At 42.1% G+C, this 14,976-nt stretch carries 14 protein-coding genes; 11 read left to right on the top strand and 3 right to left on the bottom strand.

The features are described from left to right. Positions 1-137 precede the first annotated feature (137 nt). The 9 genes from ACKVDP_RS01680 to ACKVDP_RS01640 all read left to right on the top strand — a co-directional run bounded on the left by ACKVDP_RS01680 (position 138) and on the right by ACKVDP_RS01640 (position 11,382). Positions 138-1,436, top strand: a complete 1,299-nt coding sequence (locus ACKVDP_RS01680) for an acetamidase/formamidase family protein (RefSeq protein ID WP_409227056.1) — start codon at positions 138-140, stop codon at positions 1,434-1,436. 58 nt (positions 1,437-1,494) lie between these two features. After that, a complete protein-coding gene (thpR, locus tag ACKVDP_RS01675) occupies positions 1,495-2,037 on the top strand; it encodes an RNA 2',3'-cyclic phosphodiesterase (protein ID WP_409227055.1) in 543 nt (180 codons plus the stop codon). A 95-nt stretch (positions 2,038-2,132) separates the two neighbouring features. After that, positions 2,133-3,896: a sigma-54 interaction domain-containing protein gene (locus ACKVDP_RS01670; RefSeq protein ID WP_409227054.1), complete on the top strand. Its 1,764-nt coding sequence runs from the start codon at positions 2,133-2,135 to the stop codon at positions 3,894-3,896. Positions 3,897-4,166: 270 nt separating this feature from the next. Continuing rightward, complete coding sequence (locus ACKVDP_RS01665; RefSeq protein WP_409227053.1) at positions 4,167-5,642, top strand: pyridoxal-phosphate dependent enzyme; 1,476 nt, start codon at positions 4,167-4,169, stop codon at positions 5,640-5,642. 24 nt (positions 5,643-5,666) lie between these two features. Continuing rightward, a complete protein-coding gene (gene thrC, locus ACKVDP_RS01660) occupies positions 5,667-6,863 on the top strand; it encodes a threonine synthase (RefSeq protein WP_409227052.1) in 1,197 nt (398 codons plus the stop codon). A 34-nt stretch (positions 6,864-6,897) separates the two neighbouring features. Next, positions 6,898-8,091, top strand: a complete 1,194-nt coding sequence (locus ACKVDP_RS01655; protein ID WP_409227051.1) for a YgeY family selenium metabolism-linked hydrolase — start codon at positions 6,898-6,900, stop codon at positions 8,089-8,091. 44 nt (positions 8,092-8,135) lie between these two features. Next, the gene (gene ygeW / locus ACKVDP_RS01650) at positions 8,136-9,326 is read left to right on the top strand and encodes a knotted carbamoyltransferase YgeW (protein WP_409227050.1); all 1,191 of its coding nucleotides are present in this window, start codon (positions 8,136-8,138) and stop codon (positions 9,324-9,326) included. A gap of 122 nt (positions 9,327-9,448) precedes the next feature. After that, the gene (locus ACKVDP_RS01645) at positions 9,449-10,912 is read left to right on the top strand and encodes a sodium:solute symporter family protein (RefSeq protein ID WP_409227049.1); all 1,464 of its coding nucleotides are present in this window, start codon (positions 9,449-9,451) and stop codon (positions 10,910-10,912) included. 254 nt (positions 10,913-11,166) lie between these two features. Further along, positions 11,167-11,382 carry a hypothetical protein gene (locus ACKVDP_RS01640; protein WP_409227048.1) on the top strand — a complete coding sequence of 72 codons (216 nt, stop codon included), beginning with the start codon at positions 11,167-11,169 and terminating at the stop codon, positions 11,380-11,382. A gap of 33 nt (positions 11,383-11,415) precedes the next feature. Here the strand turns inward: ACKVDP_RS01640 and ACKVDP_RS01635 are convergent, their stop codons facing one another. The 3 genes from ACKVDP_RS01635 to ACKVDP_RS01625 form a co-directional block, all read right to left on the bottom strand. Next, on the bottom strand, positions 11,416-11,946 hold the full coding sequence (locus ACKVDP_RS01635; protein WP_409227047.1) for a permease: 531 nt from the start codon (positions 11,944-11,946) through the stop codon (positions 11,416-11,418). Beyond that, a complete protein-coding gene (locus tag ACKVDP_RS01630) occupies positions 11,946-12,428 on the bottom strand; it encodes a hypothetical protein (RefSeq protein WP_409227046.1) in 483 nt (160 codons plus the stop codon). The genes ACKVDP_RS01635 and ACKVDP_RS01630 overlap by 1 nt, the downstream gene beginning before the upstream one ends. Before the next feature lie 221 nt (positions 12,429-12,649). After that, on the bottom strand, positions 12,650-13,114 hold the full coding sequence (locus ACKVDP_RS01625) for a nucleoside deaminase (protein WP_409227045.1): 465 nt from the start codon (positions 13,112-13,114) through the stop codon (positions 12,650-12,652). Positions 13,115-13,247: 133 nt separating this feature from the next. Between ACKVDP_RS01625 and ACKVDP_RS01620 the strand changes: the two genes are divergently transcribed. Then, positions 13,248-14,144, top strand: coding sequence for a dihydrodipicolinate synthase family protein (locus ACKVDP_RS01620; protein WP_409227044.1), 897 nt, complete (start codon positions 13,248-13,250; stop codon positions 14,142-14,144). 14 nt (positions 14,145-14,158) lie between these two features. Further along, on the top strand, positions 14,159-14,965 hold the full coding sequence (locus ACKVDP_RS01615) for a carbon-nitrogen hydrolase family protein (protein WP_409227043.1): 807 nt from the start codon (positions 14,159-14,161) through the stop codon (positions 14,963-14,965). Positions 14,966-14,976: the final 11 nt, after the last annotated feature.

The raw sequence follows: 14,976 nt of genomic DNA, 5'->3' as shown, positions 1-14,976 counted from the left end.
AGTACACCTCGCAGGTTTAGTCTTAACATTAGTATACCACTGTGAGCAATACTTGAATAAACATTTGGAATTTTTAAGATTGAAGGGTATATAGACTGTGTATGGTGGATAGTTGAAAGTGCAAGGAGGTAATGAATATGGCGAAGCAAACAGTTATGGTAAATGAGCTCACAAACGGTGTTCTTGACCCAAATGAACCCATGCTGGGTCCTGTAAGGGACGGGGGGACCATTATTGCAAACACCGCACCGGGATGCTGGGGGCCGATGATAACACCGGCACTTAGAGGTGGTCATGAGGTTACGAAGCCTGTATTTGTAGAGGGGGCTCAGGTTGGAGATGCAATTGCGATCTATATAAAATCCGTTGCAGTTACATCCTCTGTAGTAGCCTCGGGAAATGAGTTCACAGTTCCGGAAAACTTTGATGGAGATCCATTTGTAGCAGGTAAATGCCCCCATTGTGGAGCAAAGCATCCGGATACTGTGCTGGAGGGAATAGGGGATGCTTCAGTGAGATGTGCCCACTGCGGAGCTGAAATTGCACCCTTCAAATTCACCCATGGATATACAATGGCCTTCAATGAGGAGAAATCCGTGGGACTCACCTTGACTAAGGAAAAGGCTGAAGAGATGGCAAAAAGGGCAAAGGAGGTCATGGCGATTCCAGATGCTTCAATTCAGAATCCCATCGTAACCTTTGCACCACATGATATAACCGGGAATATATCAAGAATGAGACCCTTCATCGGTCAGCTTGGAACAACGCCATCGGTCCCAATGCCGGATTCACACAATGCAGGAGACTTTGGAGCCTTCCTCATTGGAGCACCCCATGAGTATGCAATTGACAATGAAACCCTTCAAAGGAGCAAGACTGACGGCCATATGGATATAAACAGGGTTCGTGAGGGAGCTGTTGTAATCTGTCCCGTCAAGGTCGAAGGTGGAGGAGTTTATGTGGGAGATGTCCATGGTATGCAGGGCGATGGGGAAATTGCCGGACACACCACTGACGTATCAGCGGTGGTTACCCTGAAGGTAAAGCTTTTGAAAGGCTTGAAGCTTGATGGTCCCATAATATTGCCCTTGGAGGAGGATCTGCCTCATCTGGCAAAACCCATTACCGAGGCTGAAAAGAGCAAGGCAATGAAGCTTGGGAATCATCTGGGAATGGAAAAATTTGAGGAAACAGCCCCCATATCCTTTGTGGGAACAGGTGAAAACCTGAACATTGCAATAGACAATGGTCTTGAAAGGGCTGCATCGGTACTGGGAATTACAGTTCCGGAGGTCAAGAACAGAACCACCATAAATGGTGGATTGGAAATTGGAAGGTATCCTGGGACTGCGACAATTACATTCTTGGCTCCTGTTGAACTGCTGGAAAAAGCAGGTCTTTTGGAAATGGTCAAAGACCAGTATAATATCAAGTAGCAGTAAAAATCGGATAGGCCCATGGGCCTATCCGTATACTTGAATTCGGAGGTTTATAATGAGACTTTTTATCTGCATAGATCTTGAACAGGACCAGCTTGATGCTGTCAACAGGCTTAAAACAAGCTTGAAGAAAGAGTCCAACAAGGGAAGATTCACAAAACCGGAGCACATGCATTTGACCCTCAATTTCCTTGGAGAGGTTGAGGATGAGAGGCTGGGAGATGTAATTCAAGCGATGGATACCGTTGATTTCAACAAATTTGTGCTGCATATGTCCGGACTTGGCTGGTTCCAGAAGCGGTCTGGGAAGATTTACTGGGTAGGTCTGGAGAGGAATGAGGAGCTTCAGGACCTTCAAAGGTGTCTGCATAATGCTCTTTCAGACCGTGGATTCGAACTTGAAAAAAGGGAATATACACCTCATATAACAGTTGGCAGGGATGTAAAGGTAGCTGATGACTTCAATCCCTCCAGGTATACCGAAATGGTCCAGGGAATGTCCATTAAGGTGGATAGGATCATATTGAAGAAGTCGGAAAACAAGGGCAGTGGAATTATTCATACAGTACTTTATTCCAAAACGGCAATTCCAAATTAAATTTCAGGGAGTAGAGGAATTGATCGACAGTTGTAATGCTAATTTGTGCTATAATTAGTAATATGACTTAGAAAAGTTCTGAAAAGGGTGGTAGGATGGGATTTGATTTACACAAGATTCAAAACATTGTACAGGAATATGCAAATGTAATTTCCCAAGTATCCGGTGTGGATGTGGAAGTGGTTGACAATACTCTCTTTCGTATTGCAGGAACAGGAATCTATGCAAGCGGTGTAAACATTGACATGTCGGATGAAGGGCATGTATACAAACATATTCTCAACACTGGGAAAACACAGATAATATATTGTCCAGGGGAGGACTCCCTATGCAGGGGCTGTCCCAACAGGAGCAATTGCAAGGAAACTATTGAAGTATCAATGCCCATAAAATCAGATGAAGAGATAATTGGAATAATCGGACTGGTAGGGAGTACCTTGGAGCAGAAAGAGATTATTCTAAAGAACGAAAGTCTGTATCTTGAGTTTATTAAACAGATTGCCTACTTTATTGCTGCAAAAGCAAAGGAAGCTAAGGAAAAGGAAATCAGCTACAATACAATCAGCATTCTTGACAGTGTTATAAACTTCATGGACCAGGGTGTCCTATTGATCAGCAAAGACAGTATAATAATGTCTGGAAATCAGAGTGCAAGAAAATATTTGGGAATATCTGATGTGGAAGGGAAAGAAATTAAGATTACAAGCACGGGAGACTCAATCAACAACACCTTGGAATACAAGCTGACCGTTGAAGATAAGGATATTTTCGCTATCGGGGCCATTTATCCCCTTGAGATCAAAAGTGACCTATATAATAATATTTTTATCTTTAAGAATATGAAGCAGGTTCAGGCAGATCTTTATGAGGTCACATCAACTCTAAAGACGCTGGAAACAAAAAACATAATTGGGGGTAGCGATGCTACAAATGAACTTAAATACAACATTAGAAAGGTCGCTGGTTCAAAGTCTACAGTATTGATTACAGGGGAAAGTGGTACCGGTAAGGAAATGGTGGCGACAGCCATATGGCGTGAAAGTGAAAGAAGAAATCAGAAATTTGTTGCAGTGAACTGTGCAGCCATACCAGAGTCACTACTTGAAAGTGAGTTATTTGGATATGTTAAGGGTGCATTTAGTGGTGCTGATCCAAGGGGTAGAATAGGTAAGTTTGAGCTGGCAAACCATGGAATAATCTTTCTTGATGAGATAGGAGACATGCCAATTTATTTACAGGGAAAACTGTTGCGGGTCTTGCAGGAAAAGTCAATAACCAGAATTGGATCAAACCAAGTTATCCCCATTGATGTAAGAGTAATTGCAGCAACAAACAAGGATTTGAAAGAGATGATGCTGCAGAAAAAATTCAGGGAGGATTTATACTACAGATTAAATGTCATTCCAATAAATATCCAGCCGCTAAGAGAAAGACCACAGGACATTGAAGAACTGGTCAAGTTCTTCATAGATAGGTACGTGCTACTATTGGAGAAGGAGTATAGCCATATTCAAGGCAGTACAATGAGTTTGCTTGAAAATCATTACTGGAAGGGAAACGTCCGTGAATTGGAGAATACCATTGAGTTTATGGTAAATATGATGGAGGCTGATGGAATACTTGACAACAAAACCTTGCCATCGGATTTCTTTGAGGATGTCACCAAAAAAGACAACCAGGGTCAAGATTATTATTACAGTAATGATGTGATCACACTGAAGGATCTTGAGAAAAGAGAGGTTACAAAAGCATCGATAATATTTGGAGACAGCACAGAGGGGAAGAAGCAGGCAGCAGATAGTTTAGGCATAAGCCTGGCTACTTATTACCGGAAACTTAGAGAGTATCTAGGCCAATAATTCTCAATATGAGAAATCATTTTTAAAATTGAGAACCAATATATGGAAAAACAAAGGGAACCATGAATGCATTTATAAGTAATACTTATAGATGCATTTTTTTATTTGGAAAAGTATTGTTGATATTTTGGTGTTCAAGTCAGATTCCATGAAAATGTTTTCCAGACATAGGAGGATGGGGTATTACTTGGCACACTTATTGCTTTATCTAATAGGTATATCAACAAGTATTAATCTCCATCGAAGACAAACATTAACAAGGAGGGTGTAATGAAAAAAGCTTTTAATCAAATTGATCTAACAGTAAATGAAGAAAAACTGCTAAATGCTTTGGTGCAGGCAAAAAAACAAAACTTCATAATCCCAACATTTGAGCAAATGAAAAATCCAGACCTGATTCCAGATGAAATCAAGGAAAAACTCAAGGACATTGACTTATGGGATTTGGATCCATTGAATCTATTCAGGATAAGCTGGCATAATGAGCCTAAAAAATCGGGCGGTGGGTTTTCAGATGTGAATTACCTTGAAATCCCAAGAGAAATTTCTGGAGTAAAGGCAAAAATAATTGCCATTAGTGGTAAGTGGATTCCTACAGGATCTCATAAGGTAGGTGCAGCTTTTGCCTGTCTTGTACCCCGTCTAGTGACTGGGCAATTCGATCCCACCTCCACCAAAGCAGTATGGCCTTCAACTGGAAACTACTGTCGTGGTGGTGCATATGATTCTGCACTATTATCCTGTGAGTCCATAGCCATCTTGCCTGAAGGTATGAGCAAGGAACGTTTTGAATGGCTTGAAAGTGTGGCAGGCGAGACGATAAAAACTGCGGGAACCGAAAGCAATGTCAAGGAAATATTCGATAAATGCTGGGAATTGAGAAATTCTGGGGAAGATCTAATGATTTTCAACCAGTTTGAGGAATTTGGAAATTACCTTTGGCATCATGAGATAACAGGCGCTGCAATTGAAAGTGTTTTGAATAAAATAAAGGGTAACTATCATGGTCTTGTAAGCTGTACAGGTTCAGGTGGGACCATAGCTGCGGGCGACTACCTTAAAAAGGTCTATCCTACCAGTAAGATTGCAGCATCTGAAGCACAGCAGTGTCCTACGATCTTTAACAACGGGTTTGGAGACCATAGGATTGAAGGTATTGGGGATAAGCATATTCCTTGGATTCACAATGTAAAAAACACTGATGTTGCCATTGCCATTGATGATGAGGCTTCAATGAACTGGATCAGAATGTTCAATGAGCCCAATGGTATTGAACTCCTAAAAGAAAAAGGGGTTGATGATGAGACCATGGATAAATTGTCCTGGGTGGGAATTTCCGGTGCAGCCAACATAATAGGTGCCATAAAGTACGCAAAGTATTTCGAGCTTACAGAAGATGATGTCATAGTTACAATACTCACCGATTCAATGGAGATGTATAAGAGCAGGCTGGATGAGCTTAATGCTGAGCGTGGTGAGTTTACAGCATTCCATGCTCATGAAGTTTTTGCCAGATATTTCATGGGTATTGACATCAGCTATTTCAAGGAACTTGGCTATTATGACAGAAAGGCAATCCATAATCTAAAATATTATACATGGGTGGAGCAACAGGGCAAGACCTATGATGAAATCATGGCACAGTGGTACGATGAAGAATATTGGACATCAATCCCTGAAAAGGCAAAAGAGCTGGATGACCTTATCATATCCTTCAATGAAAAAGTAAAAGCCCTGGAATTATAGCCCTTAACTTAGGAGGAAGTTGAAATGAGCTACTTATTAAGATGCATTACCTGTGGTGAGGAATATGAGCCAACTGAAACAAGATATACATGTGACAAATGTGGAGACTTGTATGGAACACTTGAGGTTATATACGATTATGAAAATATTAAGATTGAAAAAGAATTTGAACCCAAAGGGAGTATATTTCAATTTAAGGATCTGATTCCAGCTACATCACATACCCCTATAGACCAATCCATCGGCGGTACACCTCTCTACAAGTTCAAAGGACTCCTTGGATTTGATGAATTGATGATAAAGTTTGACGGCATTAGCTTCTCCAGTTCATACAAGGACCGTGCAAGCATTATTGCAGTAAACAAAGCCATTGAATGTGGAGCTGACACAATCTATTGCGCATCTACCGGAAACGCGGCCTCCTCCCTTGCTCTCACTGCAGCGGGTACAGCCCTTAGAACGGTGATTTTTGTTCCCAGTACGATTCCAAAAGGAAAACTTACACAGCTACTTGTTGCAGGTGCGGAAGTTATTCCAATAAACTCAACATATGATGAGGTTTTCAGCCTTTCCTTGAGAGTTGGAAGAAAGAAGGGCTGGTATTGCAGAAATTCTGCAATCAATCCATATCTTTTGGAAGGGAAAAAGACCGGAGCCTATGAAATCCTGATTCAGAATGACTATAAGGTGCCAGATTACTGTTTTGTAGGTGTTGGAGACGGTACAGTCATCAGTGGCATTTGCAAGGGCTTTAAGGAATTTTATGATTTGGGTCTTGTTGACAGTGTTCCAATTGTCATAGGTGTACAATCAGAAAAGGCAGCCACAATCAAACATGTATTTGACAAGGGAAAACCATACACACCCATAATCGAGCCGGCAAACTCGGTTGCGGATAGCATATCTGTAGGTAACCCACGAGATGTTATTAAGGCTTGCAAGTACGTAGAGTCAACTGGAGGACATTTCATTTCGGTTCGGGATGATGAAATTATCGATAGCATAAAGGAAATGTCAAGGTCCACGGGAATTTTTTCAGAGCCAGCAGGAGCAGCACCCTATGCAGGGGTAAAGAAAATGATCCGTTCAGGTGAATTGAAAAGGACCGATTCAGTATGTATTGTGGTCACAGGGAATGGACTTAAAGATACGGACGCAGTTAGATCAGGTGTTGAAGTGAAAACATATGATATCGATGAAGCGGAAGCATTGTTTTTATAGGTTGTCGTCAACAAACATAGAAAGGAGCTAGGGTATGAACTTTGAGGGAATCAAATTGGCAGCAGAAGCTTACGAGGGAAGGATGACTAAATTTTTAAGGGATTTGGTGGCTATTCCTGGAGAAAGCTGTGAGGAAGAGGGAGTAATTAAACGTATTGTTGAGGAAATGGAGAGTTTGGATTTTGACAAGGTGGAAGTGGATCCCATGGGGAATGTCTTGGGATATATGGGAAATGGAGAAAAGCTGATTGCTTATGATGCCCATATAGATACTGTGGGCCTGGGAGAGTTATCAAACTGGTCTTTTGATCCATATGAAGGCTATGAGACAGATACTGAGATAGGTGGTCGTGGAACATCAGACCAGCTGGGAGGAATTGTATCAGCTGTATATGGAGCAAGGATAATGAAGGATTTGGACCTGCTAAATGACAAATACACTGTTTTGGTAACAGGAACAGTGCAGGAAGAGGATTGTGATGGTTTATGCTGGCAATATATCATCAATGAAGACAAGGTTAAACCTGAATTTGTGGTTATAACTGAGCCCACTGATGGAAACATATACAGAGGACAAAGAGGTAGAATGGAGATTCGTGTTGAAGTCAAAGGTGTTTCATGTCACGGGTCTGCACCGGAACGCGGTGAAAATGCAATCTATAAAATGTCTGACATATTGCAGGAAGTCAGGGAGTTGAATAATCACCTGCATGATGACCCCTTTTTAGGAAAGGGTACCTTGGCAGTATCGGAAATCTTCTTTAATTCTCCTTCAAGATGTGCTGTCGCTGACATGTGTGCAATATCAGTGGATCGTAGACTAACTGACGGCGAAACCTATCAAAAAGCCTTGGAAGAAATCAGAGAGCTACCTTCAGTGAAAAAGTACAATGCAGAAGTGACAATGTACAAATACGATAGACCAAGCTACACAGGGCTGGTATACCCCACTGATTGCTACTTCCCAACATGGGTGATTCCTCAGGAGCATGCCGCAACAAATGCAGTGGTGGAAGCATATGAAGGAATGTATGGCAAGCCACTTGTAGACAAATGGACTTTCTCAACCAATGGAGTTTCAATCATGGGACGCTACGGGATTCCTTGTATTGGATTTGGACCAGGAGCGGAAGCACAGGCACATGCACCAAACGAAAAAACTTGGAAGGCAGACCTGGTTAAATGTGCTGCAGTCTATGCTGCAGTACCCAACATGTATTGCAAGTAGGTCTTATTGGTTTTAAAAATAAAACAGGAAAAGGGGTAGTATAAATGACCTTGAATCATTATATCGATAAATTGAACAAACTTGATTTTAAAGACATGTACAATTCAGATTTTTTATTGACATGGGAGAAGACCAGAGATGAGCTTGACGCAGTTTTTACTGTAGCAGATGCCCTAAGACATCTTAGGGAGAACAACATCTCAACGAGAATTTTTGACAGTGGTTTGGGAATATCATTGTTTAGAGACAATTCCACCCGTACTCGCTTCAGCTACGCTTCTGCTTGCAACATGCTGGGACTTGAAGTGCAGGATCTGGACGAGGGAAAATCCCAGATCGCACATGGTGAAACAGTTCGTGAAACTGCAAATATGGTATCCTTTATGGCTGATATTATAGGAATACGTGATGATATGTATATTGGAAAAGGTAATACATACATGCGCGAAGTTTCAGAAGCAGTTCAGCAGGGAAATAAGGATGGTATTTTGGAACAAAGACCAACCTTGGTTAACCTCCAATGCGATATAGACCATCCAACCCAGAGTATGGCGGATATGCTTCACATAATCAACCATTTTGGTGGGGTAGAGAATCTAAAGGGCAAGAAGATTGCAATGACTTGGGCATACTCTCCCTCATATGGAAAGCCTCTATCAGTTCCACAGGGAATTATTGGCTTGATGACGCGAATGGGTATGGAAGTGGTTTTGGCTCATCCAGAAGGCTACGAGGTCATGAGTGAAGTTGAAGAAATAGCTCTAAAGAATGCTGAAGAGTCAGGTGGAAGCTTCACCAGAACCAATAGCATGGCAGAAGCCTTTGAAAATGCAGATATTGTATATCCTAAGAGCTGGGCTCCTTTTACAGCTATGGAAAAACGTACTGAACTATACGGAAAGGGAGATTTTGAAGGTATAAAGGCACTTGAAAAAGAGCTTTTGGCTCAAAATGCCAACCATAAGGATTGGGAGTGCACAGAGGAACTGATGGAGACAACCAAGGATGGAAGTGCCCTCTACATGCACTGTTTGCCAGCGGACATATCTGGTGTGAGCTGCGAACAAGGGGAAGTCGCTGCTTCTGTATTCGACAGATACAGGATACCTCTGTATAAGGAAGCCAGCTACAAGCCTTATGTAATTGCTGCCATGATATTCTTGAGCAAGGTAAAGAATCCTCAGGCAATGCTAATGAGTCTTGAAAATAGAGGACATGAAAGGATTCTAGGATAAGGGTTCAATAAATTGCAGTTTGGAAACTGAATAATAGCTTTGAAACCGGAACGTTTAACAAATTGATCGCTCGGAAGTTTGGGTTTTATAGTCCTACCAAATAAATAAAGAGAGGTGTTTATATGCAAACAACTGTAACTATTATCGTTATTATGTACATGTTTGGTATGTTGGGGATTGGTTATTGGTCTTCAAGAAGAATATCTAATTCAGCGGATTTTATGGTAGCCGGCCGCAGTATGGGCCCTATCCTTATGGCGGGGACACTGGCCGCAACAGAGATAGGTGGAGGAAGCTCTTTAGGTGTTGTTGAGAAGGCAAGTAATCTAGGTTCATCCCAATGGGGGCTAAGTGCCGCTTGGTACATATTGGCGATGGGTTTGGCATTTGTCATTCTTACTTTCATAGCTCCAAAGTTCAGAGCCAGCGAAGTAAAAACAGTTCCTGAATACTTCAGAAGAAGATATGGTAAAACTGCAGGATTATTCACTTCAATTACAATGATCCTTCCCCTGATAGGATTGACTGCAGGACAATTTATGGCTTCCGCCACTGTACTAGCTGTAATGCTGGGCATAAACTGGCAGGCTTCACTTATCACAGTTGCTGTCATTGTTACAATATATGCAGTTATGGGCGGGATGTGGAGTGTTGCCATCACTGACTTTGTACAGGTTGGTCTTATCGTTCTAGGTATGTTTATAGCCATCCCCTTCTCCATAAGATTTGCAGGTGGCTGGGATAATGTAGTAGCCAATGTTCCTCCAGAGACGTGGGACCTATTCTCTGGTATCGGTGGACCTAAAGCCATCATAGCCTTGATAATCATGTATGTTGCAACCTTTACAGTAGGCCAGGAGGCTGTTGCAAGATACTACTCCGCAAGAGATCCAAAGGCTGCCATGCAGGGATCTGTTCTAGCGGCATTGGTAAATGGAATATATGCATTTATTCCTACAATTCTTGGAATCATCATGTTGTCTCTTGTAAACATGAACATAGTGACCTCAGAGAGGATTCTGGAACAGGGAGCCCGTTACTCCTTGCCGGTCCTAGCTACATTGACGATGCCTGCTATTATAGTTGGATTGCTATTCAGTGGTATAATCTCGGCAACCATGTCAAGTGCAGACTCAGACATGCTAGGGGCGGGATCTATCTTCAGCAACGATATCTACAAGCAGTATTTTAAACCTAAGGCAAGTGATAATGAAGTTATGGTAGTAACCAGGATATCCATGGTTATCGTTGGTATATTCAGCTTGTTTGTTGCCATGAATGCAACCAACATCATAAACCTTCTGATGTTCTCATTCACATTGAGAGCTGCAGGAGCATTCTTCCCATATGTTTTAGGTCATTATTGGAAAAAGGCCTCCGCAGCAGGAACTATAGCAGCTTTGATTGTTGGTAGTGTTGTTTCCTTGGTCTTTGAAAAGAATTATATTCCAGGACTGAAATTCTTTGGATGGGAACAGCAAGCTGTCATTCCAGGCTTGGTTTGTGCATTGGTAGTATTTATAATTTTCTCCTTGATAATGCCGCCAAAAGAAGAGACGCTGGAACTAAGTGTTGACGAAATTTAAGTGATAAAAGACATACCTCGAGAGGGGTATGTCTTTGCATTAACCAGGAATCTGTTTAGGATGTATCTGCAAACAACAAATTTGTACTTTTTATTGATTTAGTGGTAACTCTCTTGGTTTTACTTCCGAAAACTGCAAATATCAGATACAATTGAGTTGAGCAATTGTAGTAATTCCCTTTCCTTCTCCAATGATTGCCAGCTAGTGAAAACAGGAAAGGGATGAACCTTGGGATGGAACGGAGAGTGAGAATTATGATAAGTAAAGAGAACAAGATTCTGGACCTTGTTTCCGATTATCCACAGACAGAGGAGATATTCAAGCCCTACGACGAAATAATTGGAAAATGTGTAATGTGCAATCACCTGTTTGAAACGGTGGGGGAGTTTTCAGAAATGTATGGCTTGGATATGGAAGAGCTTCTGGAAAAGCTTAATAAAGCTGTAAAACATAGCAAAACCCAGGCGTAAACCTGGGTTTTACTATGTTTTACTAAAATCATTCTATTTCTCGTCAGTTATTACAGGGAGCCTGTAGCTTGTTTTTTCAAAATACTTCTCAAGCAGTATTGCCCCAATTATTATGAAAGGCAGTGAACCTATCAGTCTTATGGCAGTGAATTTGATTCCAAGCATGCTGGCCTCCATTATGCTCATGGGTATCATAAACAGCGAGGCTGCTGTTATATATGTTATTATGGAGCTGTATTTTGCACCCTTGTGGTACATTGAATTTGCCAGGGGGAAAGCTACGAAAGTTCCTCCCACTGTTGTTGATGCAAGCAAAACAGACCATAGAAACCTCAAAGGGTTGTTGTTGTCCCCAAAATGCTTTTCAACGGATTCCCGCTTTGCCCAAACGTCGAAAAGTCCAATCAAGACAAATGCAGGTGGTAGAATGAGGACCATGTCTCTTGCAAACACCAAAAAATTGTTCCAGATCCTTATTCCCTGATCAAAGCTTGCAATCCATGAAATCAGTGAGAATATTAGGAATGCACCAAAATAAAGGTAATTCTTATCCAGCTTTTTCATTATATAAACACCTCCCCGTAAAATACTCCCATCAATATCGCAATCAATCCAGCTACAATAAAGCTCATGACATTCCTTATTACAGTTGCCTTGGCTCCGAAGTATTTGCTCTCTAGGGGATAGGTAACTATGCCAACTAGCATCAGGGATGTCACAAAGCCCGCCACAACCATATAGGGAACTCCTCTTTCAACCAAGATTCTGGCCAGGGGATAGGCTATAAAGCCGGGCATCATGGTCACAGATCCAAGAACGAGGCTTGAAAAAAGCCCTAGCAGGATATTGTCTTGACTTAGATAATCAACAATTAAATTTTCGGTGAAGAGAAGAACAAGTGAAATGATCATCAGAAGCTTAAGATATGTGGGAAGGGTTTTTGAGAACTTCATCCAGCCTTTCCTAAGACCCTTCATGGTCTTTTCTGCATTCAACAAATAGGACACCATTAGTGCCGCAGCAGTTACAATATAAAGACTTATCATAGAATAATACCTCCAGTTTAATAATCGATAAACACCCCCTATACCGGGGGATGGTGTTATTGTATAAAAAATCTTTCATCATGTCAAGCCAATAAATAAAAGCATCAAAAATTCACTAAGTCTGTTCACTGGTAATCATGATTGAAACCTTAAATTTCAACAAAAGTAGGTGCTAAGAGCTTACATTGAAAAAGGGTACCCTCTTAGGTACCCTTAACAGCCTAATAAAGCTGCCTCTCATCATCCTCTTCATACTTTTCAAAGACTTCCAGACATTCCTCTCTGTCCATCTGAACCAGCTTGACTATTGCAAGGTGCTCCTGCTTAGGGAGGATGTCATATAGGAGCTGGTCGTCAAAGCCTATTTTAGCGGCATCCTCTTTTGTTGCACCGTAATATACAACAGGTATCCTTGACCAGTGGATTGCCGAGTAGCACATTGGACAGGGCTCACTTGTGGTGTACAGCTGGCAATCAGACAGGTCAAAGTTTTCAATTGCCTTGCTGGCTTCTCTTATGGCGACAATTTCACCATGCGCCGTTGGGTCATTTGTACCAATGACCATATTGTGGCCTTTGCCGATAATCTCCCCATTCCTCACTAGAACCGCTCCAAAGGGTCCACCGTGTCTTTTCTCAATTCCGATCTCGGCTTCTCGAATTGCTTCCTCCATGTATCTGTTCATGATATCCCTCCCCTTTCCTGATCATTTAATTTATACCCAGTATTGGGAGAAAAAATATCCGTCGTGAAGCTACTGTAAATTATTGCTATAAAGTGATATAATCTACACATTACAAGGTAAAGGAGAGGTTTGAATGAGCTTTATAAAGATTAAGGGAGTAATTCCTCCAATGATTACCCCCTTTGATGAAAACGATATGGTGGATTACGAGAAACACATCTACAACATGAAAAGATGGAACCAGTATGACCTAGCTGGATATTTGGTCCTGGGCTCCAACAGTGAAACTGTCTTTCTAAACGAAGAGGAGAAGCTCCAGCTGATCAGGCTGACCGTCAAGCATAGGGCCGAGGGTAGGCTTGTCATGGTTGGTACAGGCATGGAGTCAACCAGGGAGACTATAATCCTTACAAACAAGGCAGCAGCACTTGGAGCTGATTGTGCACTTATTGTAACGCCTTTCTACTACGGTGGCAAGATGAACGACGAGGCTTTGATTGCCTATTACTCAGAGGTTGCTGACAATACTGATATTCCAATTCTAATATATAACGTAACCAAATATACCCATGTAAACATCTCACCTAGGGCGGTGGGAATACTTTCAAGACATCCCAACATCATAGGGATGAAGGACAGCTCAGGAAGCATTCCTCAGCTTGTGGACTACAAGAGGGAGGTTGACATGAAGGAGTTCAATCTCATGGTTGGAACAGTATCCTCATGGTTTCCGGCACTTGCACTTGGTGTGGAGGGGACTGTTCAGGCCCTTGCCAACTGCTGCCCGCAGGAATGCACAGATATTCAAAGGTTCTATGATGAAGGCAGGATGGAGGATTCCAGAGACCTGTATGAGAGGGTGTTCCCTGTCAACTCAGCCGTAACAGGAGGCTTTGGCATTGCTGGCCTGAAATATGTATGCGACAAGCTGGGTTTTGCTGGAGGACAGGTACGAAAGCCACTTTTACAGTTGAAGGATGATGAAAAGGACAAGCTTGACAAAATCCTTGAGACTGCTGAAATAGTATAGAGGGGAGAGAGAGGATGAAGCTTAAAGCTGCACTTATCCAGATGAAGGTTGTTGAGGGCAAGGAGGAAAACCTGAGGACTGCGGAGAGAATGCTCCATCAGGCAGCTTCTGAAGGTGCCAGACTTCTGGTGCTTCCTGAAATGTTCAATGTTCCATACGACAATTCTTTCTTCCCCGAATACGCGGAGGAATATCCAGGCAAGACAACGGAATTTCTAAGGAGCAAGGCAATGGAACTTGATGTTTACATTGCTGGAGGATCAATCCCGGAAAGGGAGGGAGACAGGATCTACAATACCTCATATATATTTTCCCCACAGGGTGAGCTGATAGGAAAGCACAGAAAGGCCCACCTTTTCGATATTGACGTAAAGGGAGGAATAACCTTCAAGGAATCGGATGTGCTTTCTCCAGGTCAGGAATCCACATTATTTGATGTGGATGGAATTAAGGTGGGACTTATTATCTGCTATGACATAAGATTCCCGGAATTTACAAGAAAGCTCGCCCTTGGTGGAGCCCAGGTAGTTCTTGTGCCGGCGGCATTCAACATGATAACCGGTCCTGCCCATTGGCATCTTTCTGCAAGGGCCAGGGCTTTGGACAATCAGGTGTACATGCTAATGTGTTCCCAGTCAAGAAATATGGAGAGCTCCTATACAGCCTATGGCCATTCTCTGGCAGCTGGACCTTGGGGTGACCTGATTTCAGAGCTTGAGACCGATGAGGGAGTACTCCATGTAGCAATTGACACCGACAGGATAGAGAAGGTAAGAAATGAACTCCCACTCCTTAAGCACAGAAGAGAAGATTTATATTAAAAGTAAAATCA

Origin of the sequence: Gudongella ferriphila (genome assembly GCF_046224405.1) — a bacterium.
Lineage (GTDB): Bacteria > Bacillota > Clostridia > Tissierellales > Tissierellaceae > Gudongella.
This window is presented reverse-complemented; position numbering and strand designations above follow the sequence as displayed.